A 21,497-nucleotide genomic window follows, 5' to 3' on the forward strand; every position below is an offset into this window, starting at 1 on the left:
ATTAACAATGGCACGGTATGTCGTTACTTTACAGAGATTATCCAGTTTTGAAGGAACAATTTTGTTCCATACATAGTCTGGTGGCTACAGCGAAGAGGTCACACCCGTTCCCATCCCGAACACGGCCGTTAAGCTCTTCAGCGCCGATGGTAGTTGGGGGTTTCCCCCTGTGAGAGCAGGACGCCGCCAGGCTAAAGCGGAAAGACAGCGGAAGCTGTTTTTTTTATTTCGGCATGATCTTCCATGAGAAAAATTGGCTTTAGGATAACCTATAAAGAAAAGGTGAGGTGCTACAACAGCTACCTCCTTTTATACAGATAAACACCGCTTGAATAAAATTCAGGCGGTGTTTCCGTATTTAAAATTGAGAGTGATAAAATATTAGTTGAACTTGAGCTTTGTGAGAAATATTTGTATTTTTGATAAGGACAAAAGCAAAGAAAGGAAAAGCAAGTATACATCTTTATTTAAAGCCTTTAGATGAAGGGGCTGTCCCAAGTCAGTATATAACTGACTTGGGATAGTCTTTCTTATTATCCTATAATGGCTTTTGTTACGAGAAAAAGAACAGAGGGTCCCATTAAACAGCCGAGGCCCGTGTAAAATGTAGCTGTCACTGCTCCATATGGCACCAATTTTGGATCAGTTGCCGCCAATCCGCCAGCAACGCCGCTTGTTGTCCCGATCAGCCCTCCGTATACCATGGCCGATCGTGGATTGTTTAAACCGATGTATTTAGCGATAAATGGGGTACCCACCATCGTTAAAATAGATTTTACGAGACCGGCAGCAATGCTGATCGTAATAACTGTAGAGCTTGCCCCTATGGCTGCGCCAGTGACAGGGCCTACAATGTACGTCGCTGTACCGGCACCAATTGTGGTAAGACTAACAGCATCTGTATAACCAAAAGCAAAAGCAATCGCAACCCCAACAACAAAAGAAAGAACCACACCAATAAATAATGAAGCGACACCACTAAATCCCGCTTTTTTTATTTCATCGAAATTAGCACCAAACGCGGTCGAGACAATGGCAAAATCGCGAAGCATGCCCCCGCCCATTAAGCCAATGCCGGCAAAGATACTAATATCGGATATGCCCTTTTCCCCACCAGTCCACACACCGCCAGCATAAGCAAGAATCAATCCTAAAATGATAGCAATGGCTGAACCATGAATGCGGCCTTTTGTTAGTTTATCAGACATGAAATAAGCAATATACATTGTAATACCGACTAAGGCAAAAGAAACAATCAAAGGGTTGTCTATAAATACGTCACTTAATATTTGAAACATTTGATTCCCCTCCCGCTAACATTGAATTTTCCTTTTCTTCCTCAATTGGAATTTGGTGAGCGCCTTTACTTAAAAGGGGAACAAACAGCCAGCTGATTACCACAGCTGTAACACCTGCCACAACAGCAAGCGGGCCTCCATCTAAAGCTGCTGCCACGTTTTGGTTTGCCGACATAGCGATGACAATGGGAATATACATAGCACTCCAAAAACCAAGTCCTTCTTGCGCAGGCAGGCTGAGCTTTCCGCGCTTTTTTAAGTGATCGATGACTAAAACAAGCATAAGCATCGCTAGGCCAACACCGCCAACATTTGCTTCAATACCCATTAAAACACCAAGCACCTCCCCTATAAAGAGACCGGTTAACATACAAATTGCCAGTAACGCTACACCAAAAATAACCATTATTCCACCTCACTGTTTTTTAATAATAAGGAGTCCATGGAAAACATCATTTAAGTAAGCGGTTACAAAAAAAGAAATGAATACAGTCGACTGTATTCTAAGAAATATCATAAACGCAAAAATATAAAAATGCAAACTTTATTTTTTGTTTTTTCTAAATATTGAATTATTTTTAAAACATTTGTATAATATAATCGACAGTCGACAATTTTTAAAACTGTGAAGAGGTGACAAGATGGCAGGACGTAATTTTATAAATAATGCGTTATCTAATTCCATTGCAGAACATATTACAGAACAAATTATTGCAGGTGATCTACAGCCGGGAGAAAAACTAATAGAACAAAATTATGCAGAAGAATATGGAACAAGCAGAGCACCTGTGCGCGAAGCTATTTATTTGCTGGCAATTGAAGGACTGGTTGAAAGAATTCCGCGAAAAGGTGCAGTGGTAAGGGAATATACAGAAAATGAGATTTACGACTTATTGGAAATCCGAAACATGTTAGAGAATATGGCAATGGATCGAATCAAAAAGCATGGAGCAGATCCAGAAGTGCTAAAAGAAATGAATCAGCTTCTTAAGGAAATGAGAAAAGCAGAAGATATTCATTCTTATACACAATTAAACCACTCTTTTCATATGTGTCTGATTAAGATGAGCAAAAGCGAAACGATTCGAAACGTTTATTCACGTCTTGGATGGCCGCTGTTAAGGGTTCAAAGTCTTTCTTTTGCGAGAGAGGGAAATGTTCAAAAATCTATTGCAGAGCATGAATTGATTATGCAATTGCTAATAGAAAAAAATATGACCGAGTTAGCTGATATTCTGTTGAAGCATAATAAAGATGTAATTTCCAGCCTTCATCAAAAGTTTAGGTCGTAGATGCTTGTAAATGAAAGGGGGTGAACGATATGAAAATTTCTTTTTTGTTTCCCGGACAAGGCTCCCAAAAACCAGGAATGTTAACCGATCTGCCAGCAGGAGATCCAGTTCACAAGGTTATAGCTTCCGCAAATGAAACATTGAATGAAAGCGTCTACAAACATCATTCGAAAGAAGCGCTCTATTCAACCAAGTCGGTGCAAATTTCCATGTTAACTGCAGGAGTTGGAGCCTTCAAATCGTTTGAAGCAGCCGGCGTTAACCCAGACTTTGTGGCAGGACATTCGGTTGGGGCATTTGGTGCGGCTGTTGCGGCTGGTGTTATTGACTATCGAGACGCCTTAAAAGCAGTCCGTTTTCGGGGGGAGCTAATGGAGCGAATATACCCAAGAGGGTACGGTATGGGTGTTGTACTGGGCATGGATGAGAATATGCTAAAGTCTATTGTCCGCCAGTACTATGAAGAGACAAACCCGGTATTTATTTCAAACAAAAATGCACCGGATCAAATCACGCTGTCAGGAGCCTTGCCCGGGATACAAAGAATTTTAGATGTTGCCAGACAAAATGGGGCGCGCTGTGCTTCCTTCTTGAATGTCAGCACGCCCTCCCACTGTCCGCTTCTCTCATCTGTCTCAGAAGAACTGTTTGAAATGCTTCGTGACATTCCGTTTTACCGACCTTTGATCCCATATGCGGGCAATAGAGGGGCTAGACTTTTGTTTGATCCAGTCGACATTCGACAAGACCTTGCTGAAAGTGTTTCTTCCGCTGTTCAATGGCATGATGCATCAACAATTTTGTATGAAAATGGCACCAGACTATTTATTGAAATGCCATCAGGAAATGTACTTTCCCGTTTAGCAGCAAAAGCATTTCCTGAGGCCAGAGTAATCTCAGTAGCGGAAAACGGATTTGATGATTGTGTTTTTATCGCGAGACGCGAACGCTTGAAATCATGAAGGGGGACTGCAAGGATGGAAACGATGGAACAGGCTGTACATCAAAAACGTTCATGGACAACAAGGCTGGATGCGAAGAAAAAGCGGATCGATAGTGTGAAAGGTCTTGTTAATGGAAGAGTTATTCCGACTGATCGAATTGTAGAAGTAATGGAAAAATTGATTAGACCGGGTGACCGGGTCGTTCTCGAAGGAAACAATCAAAAACAGGCTTCCTTCCTTTCAGGAGCACTCGCGCAGACAAACCCTAAAAACTTGTTTGATCTTCACATGATTATGTCCAGCATTTCAAGACCGGAACACTTAGACCTGTTTGAACGCGGGATTGCAAATAAAGTTGATTTTGCTTATGCAGGGCCGCAAAGTCTTCGGATAGCCCAAATGCTTGAAGACGGGAAGCTAACAATGGGTGAAATTCATACGTATGTTGAATTGTACGGCCGTCTTTTCGTTGACCTCATTCCTTCTGTTGCCCTCGTAGCTGCAGATAAAGCAGACAGGCAGGGAAATCTGTATACCGGTCCAAACACCGAAGAAACGCCAACGCTAGTTGAAGCGGCTGCATTCCGGGATGGTATTGTGATTGCACAGGTGAATGAACTGGCTGATGAACTGCCCCGGGTGGACATTCCCGGTTCCTGGATCGATTATATTGTGGTGGCAGATGAACCATATGAACTCGAACCGTTATTTACACGAGATCCCCGTCATATTACCGACATTCAAATTTTGCAGGCTATGATGGTCATCCGAGGTATATATGAAAAACATGAAGTACAATCGTTGAATCACGGGATTGGATATAATACAGCGGCAATTGAATTATTACTTCCTACGTACGGTGAATCACTTGGACTAAAGGGGAAAATTTGCAAGCATTGGGCGCTAAATCCGCATCCGACCTTGATTCCCGCTATTGAGAGTGGCTGGGTTGACAGCGTTCACTGTTTTGGCGGGGAAGTTGGAATGGAAAAATATGTAGCATCTCGCCGGGACGTTTTTTTTACTGGACGAGACGGCAGTTTGCGTTCAAACCGGACTCTCTGTCAAATGGCAGGGCAATATGCAGTCGATTTATTTATAGGGTCAACCCTGCAAATGGACCAGGATGGAAACTCTTCTACTGTAACACGCGGCAGGCTCGCAGGCTACGGAGGAGCACCCAATATGGGACATAATCCAGGAGGGAGACGCCATTCAACACCAGCCTGGTTAAATATGATGTCATCTAATGATTCATTGGCTCGCGGGAAAAAACTGGTTGTTCAAGTTGTTGAGACGTTCCAGGCTGGAAACAAGCCCGTTTTTGTTGAATCATTGGACGCGATTGATGTCAAGAAAGATACCGGCCTTGCGACAGCGCCTGTTATGATTTATGGAGATGATGTTACGCATATTGTTACAGAAGAAGGCATTGCTTATTTATACAAAACGGACAGTATGGAAAAACGAAGAGAAGCGGTTGCAGCAGTTGCCGGGGTAACACCGGTTGGGCTTGGGCATATTTCCAAGAAAACAGAAAGCCTGCGGCGCGAAGGGCTGATTGCACTTCCGGAAGACTTAAACATCCGGCGGACCGATGCCAAGCGCTCACTGCTGGCGGCCAAAAGTGTAGAAGAAATCGTTCAGTGGTCGGATGGGCTGTACGAACCGCCAGCTAAGTTTAGAAGCTGGTAAACAGGAGGGATAAAAATGAGCCATGCCAAAAGGACATTCAGCCGCTATGCAGCCTCGACAGCCGTTCTCTCATTAATAGAAGAAGCTGAACTAACACCGAAGCCAGGACTGGTGGATAAACATAATAATGGCGCTCACCAGGACCTGACCATTGATCTCATGAGAAAGTCAGCTGTATCACTAAAAGAAACGTTTGAAGACATAGCGTACATTAGCTATGGGAGGAGCCCGTCCGTTTTGTTAAGGGAGGAAATTGGCGCAATTGGCCGCAAAGGGGAACAAAGAATGCTAGAAACAACAGGCGGCATTAATACACATAAAGGAGCTATCTGGGCAGTTGGCCTGATCGTTTCAGCTGCAGCGATAGGAAAAGGCAGCTATTCAATAGAAGAAATGGTTTCGCTAGCCGGGGAAACCGCTCGATACCCAGATCGGAACTGTCCTATTACGGCTACAAATGGAAGACGTGTTTCTGAAAAATATGGTGTCAGCGGAGCCAGGGGAGAAGCACAGCAGGGGTTTCCACATATTATCAATGTTTCACTTCCCACCCTGAAGAAATCGCGGGCAGTTGGGCTGCCAGAAAGCAGCGCTCTCCTGAATACGCTACTGGCTTTAATTGCCCAGTTAAATGATACATGTATTTTGCATCGCGGCGGTCCTGAAGCTCTTGAATTTGCTAAAAAGCAAGCAGCCGCAGCGCTGGCAGCTGGCAATCTTTCTTATATACAGACACTGGACGAAGAATTTACAAAACGCAATATTTCTCCAGGCGGCAGTGCAGACCTGCTTGCTGCTACAATTTTTTTGGATAAAATACAGCCAAATCGGATGACCAATAACATTTTAAAAGAGTTGCAATACACACATTAAACGGAGGTGCTTTGTGTGGAAACACTCAAGTATACATTTCCTGCAACCAAAAAAATCAGCCAGCGTGCACACGTTGGGGTTGTAGGTTCAGGGGATATGGAAGTGATAGTAGAACCGTATGATGGGAAAGAAGCGGAAGTCACCGTTCGAACAGGCGTTACCGGATTTAAAAAAACATGGGAAGCCGTCATTGATCGTTTTTTTACACAACATGATATTGCAGCAAAAGTAAAAATCAATGATTTTGGCGCTACACCCGGTGTTGTCACTATACGCCTTGCCCAGGCATTGGAGGTGAGCTCTCTTGACACAAGCGTTAAGAGCTAGTTTTGTAGAATGCAGTGGACGAGAAAGAGCAATAAAGCTGTTGGACAATGGAACATATAAAGAACTGCTCAGCCCATTTGACGGAGTGGAGTCTCCTCACCTGGAACCTCAAGGAATCGTGCCTCAAAGTGATGATGGCGTTATTGTAGCAAAAGGAACCGTTAATGGACAGCAAGCTGTGGTTATTTCAATCGAGGGAAGTTTTCAAGGCGGCGGTATAGGCGAGGTATCCGGTGCAAAAATTGCTGGTGCATTGGAAACAGCCCTGAAACAGTGTGAAAATGGAATGAAAGTGATCCCTGTTTTGGTGTTTGATACAGGTGGTGTGAGACTTCAAGAAGCCAATTATGGGCTGCTTTCCATTGCGGAAATTGGCGCAGCCATTGTAGCGCTTCGTCGTCATGTTCCTGTAATTGCAGTGATTCCAGGGAAAATTGGTGCATTTGGAGGAATGTCGATTACAGCAGGTCTGTGCAGCGCTATTATTATGACGAGAGAAGGCCGTCTTGGATTAAATGGACCAGAAGTAATTGAACAGGAAGCGGGCATCCGTGAATTTGATTCCAAAGACCGTCCGTTGATTTGGAGTACCATTGGCGGGGAGCAGCGAATGGCAGCCGGCTTTGCAGACTTATTAATGGAAGATGATACAGAGTCTATTAAAGAAGCTGTTGCTTGTATAATAAAAAGCGGCGGCATGTTTGCACCAAGAGCCGAACAGGTGGAACGATATGAAGCATTTTTAAATCAATTGGATCTGTCACAGCGACTAATACCTGAAGATGTACGGAAGCTCTGGAATGAACCCGGTAAAAAAACAGTTCAAGAAAATCAATCCCTTTCAGAAAACATAAAGTCCAAAGGTCGGGGACAAGTCTGGTTTGACCTTCTGCGAAATGGTGCTCCAGAGATAAGTGATGTCCCTTCTATACGGGTGGCAGATGCTTTAATTGGGAAAACCAAAGTACGGTATATTGCTGTTGTACCGGATGCGCAAAGCCGCTTTGCAAGAGCACGAAATGGAGAAGTAGGTTTGCGGGAAGGCTGGACAATCGCAAAATACATTCGGGAGGCTATTCAGGAAGATCAGAACGGAGAAAAACGAGCGATTGTGGCGATCGTCGACGTTCCGAGCCAGGCGTATGGTTATCATGAAGAACTGCTCGGCATTCATCAAGCCTGCGCAGCGGCTGTAGATGCTTATGCTTCTGCACGTTTAAATGGTCATCCAGTTGTTTCATTTATTCCAGGTAATGCTATTTCCGGTGCTTTTCTATCACATGGCATGCAGGCCCATCGGTTAATTGCCCTGCGTGATCCTGGCGTAACCGTACATGTTATGTCAAAAAAATCAGCAGCTCGTATTACGCATAGAAGTTTGGAAGAGTTAGAAGCAGCAACAAAAAAGGTAACGGCTATGGCATACGATATTGAATCATTTGAAAAGCTCGGTGCTTTGCATTCGCTGGTCGATGGCATAGAGGCGGACAATCCAGAGCTAAAGGACCGCGATATGATTTATAAAGAAATAAAAGAAGCGATTGAAGATATTGAAATGGTTGGCTCAATGGGTTTAGAAGTTCGGCTCACATCTCCTCTTGCACAAGACGGAGGCCGCGCTGCATCCATTTTAGTAAGAAAAAAGTTGAATGAACAATGGAATTAAAGCCACATGATTTGTTAAAAATTAAAAAAGTCGAAGATTTGATCAGCTATACGCCTGTACCAGACTGGGTGGAAGCAGCCCTTGCTAAAGCACCTTTCGTGGTTGTGCGCCGGGCCCGTGCCGCCCAGGGATTGGTGGCAGTCGGCATACGGGGTTCCGTAAGAAGTGAACGGTTTGGCACTTTTTTACCTGTTGATCTTATTGTAAACCGCATGTCACCTGAACAGCTGGCGGAAGAAAAAGGATGGAAGAATCGTTCAAAGGAAATTTTTCAGTCCTTAGAACAAATCAGTAATGTAATGGAGCGCGCTTCTCTTCAATGGGGTCCTGTTGGAAGTCTCGGATTTGAGCTGGTCAGCGGAAATGAAACAGTTACAGAAAAAAGTGATATCGATATTGTTATTCGTTTTTCAAGAAAACTTACCTTAAATGCTGCCAAGAAAATAGATGATATATTGAAGAAAAATCCTTTTCGAATTGATGCTCAAGTAGACATGACAGAAGGTGCTTTTTCATTAAGTGAATATGCTATATCAGGAGAAAAAGAGATTTTAGTGAGAACGGCAGATGGTCCACTGTTAAAAAAAGTAAAAAACCACCCTTTACTGTACAGCCAGTAAGGGGTGGTTTATCTATTACCTAATAATATAAAAGAAATAAGGATCACGTATACTTGCGGACTGTTATCATACTTGATGCGGCAATCTTTGATGACGTCGATATTAAATTTGCTTGTGCCATGTTATAAGCTGCTAAGTCGACGCTTTAAAAGTTCTACAGTAGGTTGCTAATTAAAAGCATACATTTGATCAGGTATACTTTTGGGGTTTGCTGAAGCCCCCCTCAAGATGAGATTTCCCATTACGCAAGTAAGTAAGATCCCTTGAAGAAGACGAGGTAGATAGGTTCGAGGTGGAAGTGCGGCGACGCATGGAGCTGACGAATACTAATCGATCGAGGACTTAATCAATCGAAAAGCGAAGGGCAGCCGTTCAGGTACGGCAGGGATAAGACAAACTTCCTGTGACGTTCTTTGCCACAGGACAGGATGACTTATCACCGAGTATCTGGCTGTCTGAGCTGGATAACCGACTCTTGTCTCCATAGGAAAACACCTCCAAGTTGGCTTTTAGGTATTTACATACCCGTTTTTCAACTTAAAGGTGCTTTTATTTGTCTTCCTCTATGGGATCAGTCCCCTAAATTGGACGGGGCTTTTCTTGCGTCTGTATGATTGCCTTACTTTCCGCAATTAAATTTATCAAGTCTTTACGGTCAATTAATTTCACGTTAAGCCGTTCCGCGCAGTTGCAGGCGTTTTTGGTGAATGTATTATTCGTTATGACCCACGCCTCGTTTGTTCCATAATATCCTTTGGCGCCGCTTGCTTCCTGGACAGCTTTAACTCCCACAGCGCTTCTGTATCGCTTTGCCTGGATTGCGATAGTCCTATTTTCTTTGCGTAACAATAAATCGGCACCATAGTCGCCTGTCGTGGGAGTATATTGCACTTTATAACCCTTATCCTTAAACAAAGCGCCTAAGTATTGCTCGAATTGTACGCCGGGCATACGGTCGATCTCATCTAATCCTGCCTGCAATAATTTTCGTTTCTCCTTATTCTTCGCATACCAGCGTAGTAAAAAATACGGTATTGCTAAAAGTGCGGCGAGCAGGGCATAGCCAATAATTACTTCAATGTTCTGCAAGATAAAAAAAAGAATTAGGGCGTAAAGCATATAAATCGACATTTTATCATATCCAGATCTTTTGCTGCGCCTTTTTGCCACCGTCTCAACTCCCTCAATTACGTTTAACCTGTATTATTTTCGCTTTTATACAGCTTTATTCAAAAAATGTTATAGAACGGGTTTTCTGTTTATATGTATTAACGAATTGAAGGCACGCGGCGACATCGATGATATTACCGCACATGAGCTGCAGCAACTATTCCCAGACAGCGCCTGTGTCAAAAACATTGCGATGAATCTCCTGCCACTGCGCGAATTTTCCACGGCTATAATGAAATGAACGACCGCCTTGGTGAATCTTAAATGGTACGAACGTAGATAATCGCTGCGGAACAATAAATGCAAAAATCAAGAGTTTTTAATATGACAACACGCAGTATTAAAGTTATGGAGTTCTGTCAGGATAACCTTCTGGAAACCATACGAGGAACATTGGGAAATTCGCGAACGGTAGTAGGACCGCGTAAAGTTGCGAAAAAGGACGATAAAAAGCTCAATCTGTTCACTTTGCAGACGCCAGTAGAAGAAGTGGTCGATGTAACCGATATAATCCCAGCTTGGATATATCCCAAAGAAAAAGGAAAGAACATGTCTGCCGTAAAACTGGCGCAATTGTTCGTGATTGAGCTGGCACCATGTGTGGTGTAAATATAGAAAAGCCCGTTTGGAGCGATTCTGGCAGGTTTCTATCAATTATTTAAAAGATATTCAAAAATAGTTAATCGAATTAAGCTGATTGCCTTCTTTGTCATAGTATAAGGAAAGGAGGCGGATAAATGGCTAATTTTTTTGAAGAAATCAATATCTCATTGGAGATTTCTAACCCTTATAATGACGAATCCATTACTTTTAGCGGAAGAGTATTGAATTGGTTTATGGAAAGATCGAATCCTGAAGGACTAAAACAACTCTTTTTCTACCAAGCAGTACATGGTGAAGGTACTGGAGATCTAGGAAATAACTATGATTTTGCTGGGGTGGTCAGTGAGATTATAAATCTAAATCATCAAGAAATAGAGGTAGCCGAGATTGAATCAAGGAGCAAGGTGATTTCTGAAGATCCTGCACCAGGTTTCACATTAGTAGTTAAGAATAAAATGACTATCAATCCAAATGAAGATATAACTATGGATACTAACTTTTATTCTGAATATTGATAATGCAAACAAAAAGCCTGGCGCCTGCATTGTGTCGGATAAATTTATTTTAGCGACAATATATATCCCGCTTAGTTTAACTGCAATAAAGTATTAAGAAGGATTATTTGCACCTAAGACCATATAAAACACGCTATAAAAGCGGCAAATAGGGGGCAGGGGGCTGCTCGTCATTGCGTGACGTTTAAGGGCTAAGGAGATATAGGGAAAATACGCAAAGATAGTAGAGAAAACTTCTTTGTCGTATCTATGTATTACGAGGAATAGCTGCAAAAGAGTCGGCGTTTAATGCGCCGGCTTTTAAATTTACAAAAAAGGGGACGTATAAATAAAGTTATTTAATACCGAAAACGGACGATTGTAATTACCAGTGATGAATTTTTACATGCGAAGATTAAAGGTAAAAATCTCGATGAAATCAAGGTAGATGGTGTTCATATTACTGCAGCCGAGTTAGCCAAGCTGTTTAAAATTACTGGTGCCAGAAAAACGATGGAAAATATTATACGGTAAAAATTGTTTAAAAAATATCTCGCAGCATTTTGCAATTAATAAGCGGCAAATAGTCGTAGCCCTAACAAAGGGCGAATATCTTGTAATGACCGGCATGTCCAGCTTAAGCTACAGCATCGGAAGTGGGGCATGTTCAGCCGGAATCCGGAAACACGAAGGAGGGCTGGGGCATGAAACAACGTTGGAAAAGCTATGGATTGTGGATTGCAGTTGCGGCGCTTGTCGGTATGGTGCTGCAGGATTTTGGTGTAGTGATCCCATCGGAAAGGTACGATGCTTACGTAGATATCTTACTAACGATTGCAGTACTGGCGGGCATTATCAATAATCCATCAGGAATCAATGAAGAAAAGAAATAACGAGCGGCCTTCGGGCGGCTTGTTTTTTTATTGCTAAAAAAGAAAGGACGAGGCAAATGGACGGAAAAATTGAAACGTTAAAAGTGCTATTTCGCGATGTAGATAACATTGTAAAATTCACAGGGCGTAAACGTATTATATTAGCGTCGCACATACCAGCAGCCTACAGGCGCACAAGGCTGTTTTCTCAAAGGAGAAGCCTGGCCGACGTTTCTTGCGCTTTTATTAGGTGGCTTTTATGCAGGCGTTTAACACCCTATATTATTAGTATTAAATAGATTTAAAAAGATTGCATATATCCTAGCAGCCATACACCCATGGTACAGCTAAGGGCATAAGCCATATACTACACAATGAGACACATGCAAGCCAGCAGTACCAACCCACGTACGTACCGTCGGAAATTAAAAACCAAAAGTGGATTGTCAACACTACTAATCTTAGTATGTTTTTTTAGAGACGAGCGTTTGTAATCAATCGGGCTTGTATAGCCTATTATTCCATCAATTCGCGGCTTGTTAAACTAGGTAACATAATCACTAATTTCAATCAAACATAAGATGCTCCAAACTATCAAATTTTATTTAGCTAATAAACCCTGTTTTAATGATTTTAAACGTGGTTTCCGCCACGGCATTATCATATGGACAGTCTTTTATGCTTAAAGAGCGGCCAATCTGGAAGGCAGCTAACCATCAAAAGAAAAGAAGGAAGAACTCGTTAAATGGTTTGAATGAAAAGCACAGCAGCTTCATCCGGTTGAACGGGCGGCCAAATTGCATGCCATTTTTGTTGGCATTCATCCCTTTATAGATGGAAATGGATGTACATCCAGACTGCCGTTAATCTCAATTTAATGAAGTCAGGATTCCCGCCGATTGTCATTAAAGTAGAAAACCGCCTGGCTTACTACAATGCACTAGATAAAGCACACAACAAATGATTTCCAAGAATTTGTTGAATTAGTGGTGCAAGAAGTAAATCACACGCTAGGTCTGTATTTGTCAGCGGTAAAATAAGTTTGGATAAATCATTATCTTAACGGGCAAACAGAATGTTATATGTCTAACACGAGAAAAAAAGCACTATGCAGTTTTAAAATGGTGCTTTTTTCTTATGATGTTACGAAATAATATTTTAAACCAATGTTTTATGATATAGCCTCTCTAAAGTATCATTAAAAAATGCTTTTAAACATAATCGGATAGCTCTTGTGGTTTTGCCAGTTGTTTAGAAAGGCTTCAACCACTTATTAGGTTTACTATACTGCTGATACGCGCAAACGAATTCATTTGGAAAAAACTTTGCAATAAAAAATTTCTTGAAGCTAGAATAGCGTGGATAAAGTGCCGGATTCAATCCATACTAGGCATATGATCACATCGGGTTCTTCATCCGGCAGTCCGGACGATTGAATCGCAGCGGTGCAACTCCGTTAGTACCCGGCCAATTAAAAAAAGGGAGATGAACAGTTATGCCAAACAACAATTCTAATCAGTTAGTCGCACCAGGAGCACAGCAAGCCATCGACCAAATGAAGTATGAAATCGCATCAGAATTCGGTGTACAACTAGGCGCTGACGCTACATCACGTGCAAACGGTTCAGTTGGCGGGGAAATCACAAAACGTTTAGTACGTATGGCTGAACAGCAATTAAACGGATTCCAAAAGTAATACGTTAATTTCCAAACATCCCTCCTTAAATAATGGAGGCATTGAAAAAGTCTAAATAATTTTAACCAAGCCAGGCATTCGACAATTCAATCGTCGAATGCCTGGTTTTTTTCAAAGGCATAATGGATTTTGGATAACACGGCATGAAATGACGTATAGCTGTTTATCTCTTGGTGATGCTGGCAATGTTTGAGCACAGGGACTATAACAATTAGGTGTAAAATGTTATTGTTTTCTTGTTGAGCTAACAGGATGCTTATGTTTAAAAACGGAAGGTGCTGCGGCATCTTTTTTTATTGAAGTAAAGGGCAGGTTAGCTTAAGAAGGGAAATGATAAGATATAGCCAAAAATTAAGTTGAAAGGTGGGAAGTAATGAACACCATTTTAGATGATTTCTTAGAGCTTAAAGAAATATTAAACGCATTCAATGGAATCGAAAAAAATTACAATTGGTTACTAACTGACTTAAATTGGTTTTATCCTGAACACCATATTGATTACTTTGAAGATTTTCGAATATTGGATGGTAGTGATAACTGCCTTGATAGCTACTGGATTACAGGCGAAAACTTAACGAAACTAGCTAATGATAATAAAGTATATTTTATATGGGGTGTGTTTTCAGCATTTGATAAAAATCAGACAATTGATTTAGATGAGATTAAAGAAAAGCCAAATGCTGATGGGAATCCAAACTTTTGGGGTGACTCCCTTAAAATCCAACATCCAAAGGCAATCGTTGAATTGGTATTCTGGGACTCTTCATTAATTCTGCTTCTTAGCAAAGATAATGACCTGTCTGAAAATTTTAGAAATAATTTTGAAGGCTGGAAAGATTTAAATTCCTTTAATCGTTCGTAAGCCTTATTCAACTAACAAGGGCGTCAGTTAAAAAAAGAACAAATAAGGGAGTGTACATGCTCCTTTATTTGTTCTTTTGATGGAATATCAATACTGTAGTTTAACAGCTCCTAAAACATTAAAAACAAAACAACTCAAATTGTTATTCAATAGTTTGTCCATATTAGTAAGCATTATTCATTGAACAAATGAAAAAGGGTAACATAAGCAGCATAGAAAACAAAAACTGAGCCTAAAAGCGGGTCCAGTTTTTGTTTTCAGGTTAGAAGTTCACCGCTATCCTTGAGTCCCAACACATGATTTCTGCTGTCTTCGTCTTCATTATTTTTGTATACATAAAACATCGCTTGTCATCATATGTATGTATTAGTATACAAAAAGACAAAAGGAGAGAGGATCACATGAGCTACCTGGAACAATTCGCAAGAAATAAAAGAAGAAAAGAGCCTTCAACAGTCCTAACTGCCCGCCTTCCAGACAGCCTGTATGAAAACTTTAAGGAGCATTGTGATGAGTTGGGCCTTTCTATGAGTGAAGCCATTTATCTCCTGGTAGAACGCGAAATAACCGTTAATCAAAAAACAGGGAAAGAGTCTGCAGCATACATAAGTAAACACATCCAGAGCGGCGAAGAAGCGGCTACGAATACTAGACCTGTCATTAAGGATACAATTAAGATGCAAACGAACACAAAGCGATTCACCGTCAAACAATGGGAGGTGGATAGGGAGCTGCCGTGTCCGATTTGCAACTCCTGGTCCAATGCAGGTAACTTCTCAAGACACGCAAAGAAGCACTATACCAATACTCAGGCCATTTTTACAAATCAGGAATATATTAAAAAAGCAGATGAGATGGTCCGTCAGAGAAAAGCAGAACAGAACTTATAGATAAAGTAATAGAAAAAGCAAGAATGCCTTAATGGCCTTTCTTGCTTCTTTTTTAGTATCAAAACCCATCAGTAGGTTTTACAGACGCTCATAATATAAAGTAGATCTTGTTTAGCTTTTAACTTTTACAAATAATTTGAAGCTAACTAGAATATACATGAAATACATAATTTTTAAGTTTTTTTCCAAAAGATGGAAGAAGCGGACCTGAGAGTAGATAGCAAATAGATTGGATGGCTACGGCTACAGCAGAAATGTTAGGACTTCGGTGAAAGTAGACTGAAGGACGTGAACGGCAATGAAATATGTATTCGTCATGAAAGGTGAGGAAATGGCCGTTACTTTACATGATGGCGAATTAGTTTTGTGACCAATATACTTCTGTTTAAAGGATACGGACTTGGGTATGTGACAAAAGAGGAATTTTTGAAAGAAGAAGCACAAGAGATTTAAGCTACTGGCTTAATCGTAAAGCTAAATTAACTCCAAAGAGAATATAAAAGGAAAAGCGGCTAAAAAGCCTTTTATACAGCTAGCAAACAATAAAGATATAGAAAAGTATGTTTTTAGCGATCACTTGAGATGAGTTTCTTCTACATGTACTAGAAACAATGATAAACAAGCCGGAGCAGAATACTTATGCTGTTCCGGCTCGTTTTAGTGGTGCCTGTTATCTTGCAAATCGCCGAGCGGCTGCCACGCATAGTACAACAGCCATATTCACTGCTACGAGTGCCAGACTCACTTTCTCGTTTAGAATCATAGAAGCAAGCAGCAGCCCAAAAAAAGGTTGAAGAAGCTGCAATTGTCCAACCGCGGCTATACCACCCTGGGCAAGACCACGGTACCAGAACACGAAGCCGATTAGCATGCTAAATAAAGATACATAAGCAAGGCTGATAAAGGCAGGAACGCCAATTTCTGCCCATGAGTCCGGTGTAAAATAGAATGAAAGCGGCAGCATAAGGGGAAGCGATAGAACGAGCGCCCATGAAATTACCTGCCAATTTCCTAGCCTTCGTGAGAGCTGAGCTCCTTCTGCATAACCAAGGCCGCATACGATGATAGAAGCAAGCATAAGGGCATCGCCTATCGGTGATGATTCCCCATCTTGGAATAGGGCAAATCCTGCGACCAGAAAGCTACCTGCCGTTGAAAAGATCCAGAAAGCGGGGCGAGGCCGTTCGCCGCCCTGAAGCACCCCAAAGATCGCCGTCGAGAGCGGAAGAAGTCCAATGAAGATAATGGCATGCGCAGACGTGACATATTGAAGGGCCAATGCAGTCAGCAGGGGAAATCCAACCACCACGCCAAACGCCACCACCAATAGGGGAACGATATCGCTTTTGACAGGACGTTGCTGCCGGAAAGTGAGAAGGAGAGTGCCCGCCAATACACCAGCAATCGCAGCGCGGCAGACGGTGAGGAATAAAGGATCGAAATCCGCTACAGCCAAGCGTGTCGCAGGCAGCGAGCCGCTAAAAATAAGAACACCTAAAAAACCATTCACCCAACCATTTGTTGCTTTGTTCATCACAATCACTCCAAATCACATTTCTTCTTGATTAAGTTACTAAATCATTTTTTATGGATCGCCTTACCAAATCTTTCATCATGGATTACAATGACTATAAACTGGAATTGGCCCTTTATAAACAGCCAGTTTCCTTAAATAAAACCATGCCAGTCAGGAGAAATTTCACAAATGGATATCATGCCTTTTTTAAATCGTGATCTGGATGTTCCGCTTTATCAGCAGCTCTACCAGTTTTTCAAAGAAAATATGCATGAAGGCCGTATTCAAAAAGGAATCAAACTTCCTTCAAAAAGGCTGCTCGCAACACAGCTTTCTATTAGCCAAACGACTGTAGAACGGGCTTATGAACAGCTTGCTGCTGAAGGCTATATTGTGAGTAAGCCAAGAAGTGGCTGGTTTGCTGCTTATAATGAGTCTGATTTTGTCCATGTTAAAATGCCAGGCACATTATCCAATAAGCCAAAAGGACAAGAAAATGAACAATCGATTGATTTTCACTATGGGAATGTGGATTCTACCCACTTTCCTTTTTCCGCTTGGCGAAAAAGCATGGTCAGTAGTTTAGGCCAATATGGCCAGCAGCTTTATCAGCCAGGAAATATTTTAGGAGAACTTGAGCTGAGAACACTCATTGCAGAATATCTGTACTATTCGCGAGGCGTCCATTGTCAACCTGAACAAATCATCATAGGGGCTGGGAGTCCAGTTCTCATGCATATCTTGTGCCAAGTCTTCGGACCGAATATTTGCATAGGGTTTGAAGACCCGGGTTCTTCTCGATCAAGAAGGATTTTTGAAGCCAATCATATGAAGATTCTTCCTATACCAGTTGATGATGAAGGAATCTGTATAAAGAACCTCCGAAAAGAGCGGCCAAGTCTTTTATATGTAACACCTTCTCATCAATTTCCATTAGGAACCATTATGACAATTAACAGAAGAATACAGCTGCTTAAATGGGCAGCGGAAAATCAATCACTTATAATCGAGGATGATTATGACGGCGAATTTAGGTACAGCGGACAGCCAATTCCCTCCTTGCAAGGGCTTGATCACCATAACTGCGTTATTTATATGGGTACTTTTTCAAAATCACTTCTCCCTTCGCTGCGTATCAGTTATATGGTTCTTCCTTCGTCCCTTTTAGAAAAAGCTAGTGAAATCACTTCTTTGTATAAGCAGACGGTATCCTGCCACAATCAACTGACGCTGGCTGAATTTATAAAAAAAGGCGACTGGCAGAAACATATTAATAGAATGAGAAAGCTGTACCAAAAAAAGAGGGCGATTTTATTAGAAGCCTTACAAAGCGAATTAGGAGAACAAGTGAGGATTCGAGGGGAAAACTCCGGACTGCATATCTTGCTTGACGTTTATTCGCCATTTAGTGAAAAAGAGCTAATTGAGAAAGCAAAAGGGGAGGGGGTTAAAATTTATCCTGCATCTCCTTTTTATAAAAACGACCCTCCTACAGCCACTGTCTTGATTGGGTTTGCAGGGGTTTCTGAGGATGATATACAAGAAGGCATAAAAAAACTAAAAGCTGCTTGGGAAATATAAAATGGCTTGCAGGTTTGATTAAGACGGAGATTATCTACTTTTCTTTTAGAAAAGACAGTTGTATGTGATCAAGCAAAATTACTTCAAAAAGCAAGAATAGATGGATAATCTAGAACACCTTACGCTTGAATTCAGTGATGGATTGTCAACACTAAATCACACAGCTTTTTTAAGGGACAGTTGCTTATATTCATGAGAGCTCATGTAGCTCAACACTCCATGAATACGCAGCTTGTTAAATCAGCTGTCATTATCACTGTGAGATAATTGAGATGCTAAAACCTCGACTTAGGTCATAAAAGGAACGGGGGGTTAGAGAAAATATTCGAACAAGTTGATTGGTCATCCCTTGAACAAGTAAAGACTGTCTGAAAAAAGCCAATGATGCAATTAAAAACAAATTTCGCTATACTGATGAATTAAAGGGGGTGCTTACATATGGAGAATCACATAAGATTGTCTGGTACTTCTTCCACTTATGCAAAGCCTATTATTGGAAAGGCGATACTTTGCATGAGGCGAAACAGTTAATTCTATCGCTGAACAAGCTTTTCTAATATTTTGGCTTTGCACCTTATTTTTTAATAAAATCGAAATAAGGGGCGGGCAAAATTGAAATATATAAATGCAGATAAAGTTCTACCTGAAAAGCTACTCATTGAAATCCAAAAGTATGTCCAGGGAGAAACCCTCTATATTCCTAAACCGAAAACCGAATATAGGAAATGGGGAGCTTCAAGTGGCGGAAGACAGCTGCTGGATCGCCGCAATTCTGCAATTAGACAATGTTTTATTAGTGGCAGCAGTATCCAGGAGTTAGCTAAGGAATATTACCTTTCAACTGAAACCATTAAGAAAATTGTTTATTCACATAAAACATAAACAAACAGCACTGATGAAAATCATTCATCAGTGTTTTTATGTAAAAAACGTTTCTAAGTCATTTTCTGCATTTTAAAAGCTTACTATATTTTTTAAAATAAGGGTAAAGAGACGTCAGCAAAATGAATGGAGAGACGCGTGATGACCGAAAAATTTATTAAGAATGAACATGTAAATTTTATAAAGAAACAGATTGCCTTGATTAAGGACAGTAAAAAAAAGAATGTACCCCCAACTGTTTTAGCTGCTGTGATCGACTTGGCCAATGCTAAAATCCTAGAGCTCATTCCAAAGATATCATTGGCTCAGCAAGAAATATTGGATCTTTCCAGACTGAAAACAGATGATGAGTACGATCAATATATCCAGCGTCTATCTAAATTTTTGATTCCCTTTCCAAAAATCACTGATCAGCAACTGAAAAAGATGTTTCCAAAGAATAAAAAATTAAAGCTGCCTGATTTATCAAGAATAGACTATAGCCAGTTGACCTATTTAGGCTGGGACGATTTAGGATCCAATAAAAAATTTATTGTATATGAACTGGACGAAAAAACGGTCGGAATTGAATGTAGAATTATCCCTACTAGTAAAAACAATATTTGTTCCTTCTGTCGTTGTGCTGGCAAGGTTGTCTTTTTTTCTACAGTAACAAAAGCGAAAAAAGCGAACAACCCGGATTACTACAAGTCCATCGGTAATTTTATTTGTGCTGATAGCAGTGAATGTAATAAAAAAATAACCAATGCCGAATATGTAACAACTTTTCTAAAAGATTCACTAAGAATGTAAAACCTCGTATGATGTCTGTTACCATTGCAAAATCTTCTCTTTTGTTTTTTATTAGTTTATTTAAGCTAAAGTATGACTACCGATTTGCGGGAACTAGTGTGATGTAGGTTACGTTGGGGGACACCGGTAATTCATTCGATCAAGTATTACTCTTTTCTATAAAAACAAAGGTCGCTAAAAGTGTAGTTGCGACACTACACTTTTAGCCTGTTTTCTGAGTGTCGCCAGTATGGAATAAAGAATTTCTTAGAAGACTGGCTGGAGGGAGACAACTCTTCTTTTTAAAGACCATTTTAAAAAATGCGTAAAGCATACAGGTAATCTAGCTGGGTAGAGAGGGTATTGCCATATCTGCGTTTGCCCCGTATATATTCTTAAGGATAAGTGGAGCTATCCGATACAAAATCCCTGCAGCGTCATTGTGTGAACAGCTCCAATATCACGCATGACATCACCTGCTGGCCTGGAGCCAAACAGATATGCTCTGAGAAACGGTACCGCATAGTTCTTTTTACGAGTGATGAAGGGCGTGAAATCCGTGTCGTACCAATGTTGCAGATATTCTGTATCGAAGCGAGAATATCAACGGATAGGTCTGTGTAACTTTAGATAATCAACAGGCGCGATAAAAAATATCTTCTCAGGAGTAATTCCTGGAGATGGTACAGGACAAGGGATCATCGTTCGAATACTTTATTCAGGAATTGAAGAGTTCTCGGGTTTCTAGCCGCATGAAACAATTCATTAGGTGTGCCCTGTTCAACTACAACTCCGCCGTCCATAAAAATGACCTGGTCGGCGGCTTCGTTCGCAAACTTCATTTCGTGGGTGACAACTACCATTGTCCGTCCTTCGTTTGCCAGGTCTTTCATTACCTTTAATACTTCACCGACCAGCTCAGGATCGAGAGCAGATGTTGGCTCATCAAAAAGAAGAACTTCTGGATCCATAGCCATCGCGCGTGCGATCCCAACGCGCTGCTGCTGGCCTCCGGATAATTGAAACGGATACATATCTGCCCGGTCGCGCAGCCCGACTTTTTCTAATAAAGATAAAGCTTTTTTTCTGGCATCGTCTTTAGAACGTTTTAAAACGCTCACTTGTCCCTCCATGACATTCTCAGCAGCCGTCAAATGAGGAAATAAGTTGTAGCCTTGAAAAACCATCCCGGTCTGCTTTCTAAAAGAAACAATTTCCGCTTGTTTAAGTCTGGTGCCTGCCGTTATATTTAGCGTTTTGTCTCCCAGAGTGATGGTTCCTTTGTCAGGCAGCTCCAGCAGGTTCAAACAGCGGAGGAGCGTTGTCTTTCCAGATCCTGAAGGCCCGATAATGACTGCTGTTTTTCCTTTTTCAATAGAAAGACTTACTCCTTTTAATACTTCGAGTTTATCAAACCATTTGTGCAAATTATCAATTGTGATCAT

22 protein-coding genes, 1 rRNA gene and 1 other annotated feature are annotated in these 21,497 nt (G+C 41.2%); of the genes, 18 read left to right on the plus strand and 5 right to left on the minus strand.

Annotated elements, in window-relative coordinates:
* Positions 1 to 76: 76 nt before the first annotated feature.
* A 5S ribosomal RNA gene (gene rrf, locus VP97_RS20175) occupies positions 77 to 192 on the plus strand.
* Positions 193 to 533: 341 nt separating this feature from the next.
* On the opposite strand, the gene madM is transcribed toward rrf, so the two are convergent.
* Together madM and madL are read right to left on the minus strand one after the other, a co-directional pair.
* Complete coding sequence (gene madM / locus VP97_RS20180) at positions 534 to 1,298, minus strand: malonate transporter subunit MadM (RefSeq protein WP_050183960.1); 765 nt, start codon at positions 1,296 to 1,298, stop codon at positions 534 to 536.
* Complete coding sequence (gene madL, locus VP97_RS20185) at positions 1,279 to 1,704, minus strand: malonate transporter subunit MadL (RefSeq protein WP_050183961.1); 426 nt, start codon at positions 1,702 to 1,704, stop codon at positions 1,279 to 1,281. Before madL ends, madM begins: the two co-directional genes overlap by 20 nt.
* A 235-nt stretch (positions 1,705 to 1,939) precedes the next feature.
* Between madL and VP97_RS20190 the strand changes: the two genes are divergently transcribed.
* Genes VP97_RS20190 through VP97_RS20220 form a run of 7 tightly spaced genes read left to right on the plus strand, consistent with a single transcriptional unit; the run spans position 1,940 to position 8,715 of the window.
* The gene (locus VP97_RS20190) at positions 1,940 to 2,590 is read left to right on the plus strand and encodes a GntR family transcriptional regulator (RefSeq protein ID WP_050183962.1); all 651 of its coding nucleotides are present in this window, start codon (positions 1,940 to 1,942) and stop codon (positions 2,588 to 2,590) included.
* A gap of 29 nt (positions 2,591 to 2,619) precedes the next feature.
* Complete coding sequence (locus VP97_RS20195) at positions 2,620 to 3,552, plus strand: malonate decarboxylase subunit epsilon (RefSeq protein ID WP_050183963.1); 933 nt, start codon at positions 2,620 to 2,622, stop codon at positions 3,550 to 3,552.
* 24 nt (positions 3,553 to 3,576) lie between these two features.
* Complete coding sequence (gene mdcA, locus VP97_RS20200; RefSeq protein WP_050184038.1) at positions 3,577 to 5,229, plus strand: malonate decarboxylase subunit alpha; 1,653 nt, start codon at positions 3,577 to 3,579, stop codon at positions 5,227 to 5,229.
* 15 nt (positions 5,230 to 5,244) lie between these two features.
* Positions 5,245 to 6,102, plus strand: coding sequence for a triphosphoribosyl-dephospho-CoA synthase (locus VP97_RS20205; protein WP_050183964.1), 858 nt, complete (start codon positions 5,245 to 5,247; stop codon positions 6,100 to 6,102).
* A gap of 15 nt (positions 6,103 to 6,117) precedes the next feature.
* A complete protein-coding gene (locus VP97_RS20210) occupies positions 6,118 to 6,429 on the plus strand; it encodes a malonate decarboxylase subunit delta (protein ID WP_050183965.1) in 312 nt (103 codons plus the stop codon).
* Positions 6,407 to 8,095: a biotin-independent malonate decarboxylase subunit beta gene (locus tag VP97_RS20215; protein ID WP_050183966.1), complete on the plus strand. Its 1,689-nt coding sequence runs from the start codon at positions 6,407 to 6,409 to the stop codon at positions 8,093 to 8,095. Before VP97_RS20210 ends, VP97_RS20215 begins: the two co-directional genes overlap by 23 nt.
* Positions 8,086 to 8,715 (plus strand): malonate decarboxylase holo-ACP synthase, encoded by a 630-nt coding sequence (locus VP97_RS20220; protein WP_050183967.1) that lies wholly within the window; start codon positions 8,086 to 8,088, stop codon positions 8,713 to 8,715. Before VP97_RS20215 ends, VP97_RS20220 begins: the two co-directional genes overlap by 10 nt.
* A gap of 239 nt (positions 8,716 to 8,954) precedes the next feature.
* Positions 8,955 to 9,053 (plus strand) — a sequence feature (23S ribosomal RNA rRNA prediction is too short).
* Between the two features lie 241 nt (positions 9,054 to 9,294).
* On the opposite strand, the gene VP97_RS20225 is transcribed toward VP97_RS20220, so the two are convergent.
* Complete coding sequence (locus VP97_RS20225) at positions 9,295 to 9,885, minus strand: restriction endonuclease (protein WP_156153580.1); 591 nt, start codon at positions 9,883 to 9,885, stop codon at positions 9,295 to 9,297.
* Between the two features lie 324 nt (positions 9,886 to 10,209).
* Here VP97_RS20225 and VP97_RS20230 point away from each other — a divergent pair, with 324 nt between their 5' ends.
* The 7 genes from VP97_RS20230 (at position 10,210) to VP97_RS20255 (ending at position 15,302) form a co-directional block, all read left to right on the plus strand.
* Positions 10,210 to 10,494: a hypothetical protein gene (locus VP97_RS20230; RefSeq protein ID WP_050183968.1), complete on the plus strand. Its 285-nt coding sequence runs from the start codon at positions 10,210 to 10,212 to the stop codon at positions 10,492 to 10,494.
* 128 nt (positions 10,495 to 10,622) lie between these two features.
* Entirely contained in the window at positions 10,623 to 11,003 is a 381-nt protein-coding gene (locus VP97_RS20235) for a hypothetical protein (protein WP_050183969.1), read from the plus strand.
* 683 nt (positions 11,004 to 11,686) lie between these two features.
* Complete coding sequence (locus tag VP97_RS20240) at positions 11,687 to 11,875, plus strand: holin (RefSeq protein ID WP_050183970.1); 189 nt, start codon at positions 11,687 to 11,689, stop codon at positions 11,873 to 11,875.
* Positions 11,876 to 12,651: 776 nt separating this feature from the next.
* A complete protein-coding gene (locus VP97_RS24585) occupies positions 12,652 to 12,732 on the plus strand; it encodes a Fic family protein (protein WP_245629948.1) in 81 nt (26 codons plus the stop codon).
* A gap of 617 nt (positions 12,733 to 13,349) precedes the next feature.
* Positions 13,350 to 13,550, plus strand: a complete 201-nt coding sequence (locus VP97_RS20245; protein ID WP_050183971.1) for an alpha/beta-type small acid-soluble spore protein — start codon at positions 13,350 to 13,352, stop codon at positions 13,548 to 13,550.
* A 373-nt stretch (positions 13,551 to 13,923) separates the two neighbouring features.
* Entirely contained in the window at positions 13,924 to 14,412 is a 489-nt protein-coding gene (locus VP97_RS20250) for a hypothetical protein (RefSeq protein WP_050183972.1), read from the plus strand.
* 401 nt (positions 14,413 to 14,813) lie between these two features.
* Positions 14,814 to 15,302 carry a hypothetical protein gene (locus VP97_RS20255; protein WP_050183973.1) on the plus strand — a complete coding sequence of 163 codons (489 nt, stop codon included), beginning with the start codon at positions 14,814 to 14,816 and terminating at the stop codon, positions 15,300 to 15,302.
* 670 nt (positions 15,303 to 15,972) lie between these two features.
* Here VP97_RS20255 and VP97_RS20260 read toward each other — a convergent pair.
* Positions 15,973 to 16,836 (minus strand): DMT family transporter, encoded by an 864-nt coding sequence (locus VP97_RS20260; protein ID WP_050183974.1) that lies wholly within the window; start codon positions 16,834 to 16,836, stop codon positions 15,973 to 15,975.
* A gap of 171 nt (positions 16,837 to 17,007) precedes the next feature.
* On the opposite strand from VP97_RS20260, the gene pdxR reads away from it, so the two are divergent.
* The 3 genes from pdxR (at position 17,008) to VP97_RS20275 (ending at position 20,073) form a co-directional block, all read left to right on the plus strand.
* Positions 17,008 to 18,399 carry a MocR-like pyridoxine biosynthesis transcription factor PdxR gene (pdxR, locus tag VP97_RS20265; RefSeq protein ID WP_050183975.1) on the plus strand — a complete coding sequence of 464 codons (1,392 nt, stop codon included), beginning with the start codon at positions 17,008 to 17,010 and terminating at the stop codon, positions 18,397 to 18,399.
* A 612-nt stretch (positions 18,400 to 19,011) separates the two neighbouring features.
* Positions 19,012 to 19,281, plus strand: coding sequence for a CD3324 family protein (locus tag VP97_RS20270; protein ID WP_050183976.1), 270 nt, complete (start codon positions 19,012 to 19,014; stop codon positions 19,279 to 19,281).
* Positions 19,282 to 19,422: 141 nt separating this feature from the next.
* Positions 19,423 to 20,073 carry a FusB/FusC family EF-G-binding protein gene (locus VP97_RS20275; RefSeq protein WP_050183977.1) on the plus strand — a complete coding sequence of 217 codons (651 nt, stop codon included), beginning with the start codon at positions 19,423 to 19,425 and terminating at the stop codon, positions 20,071 to 20,073.
* 677 nt (positions 20,074 to 20,750) lie between these two features.
* Here the strand turns inward: VP97_RS20275 and VP97_RS20280 are convergent.
* Positions 20,751 to 21,497: an amino acid ABC transporter ATP-binding protein gene (locus tag VP97_RS20280; protein ID WP_050183978.1), complete on the minus strand. Its 747-nt coding sequence runs from the start codon at positions 21,495 to 21,497 to the stop codon at positions 20,751 to 20,753.

The sequence above is a fragment of the Domibacillus robiginosus genome, from assembly GCF_000966195.1.
GTDB classification, from domain to species: Bacteria; Bacillota; Bacilli; order Bacillales; family Domibacillaceae; genus Domibacillus; species Domibacillus robiginosus.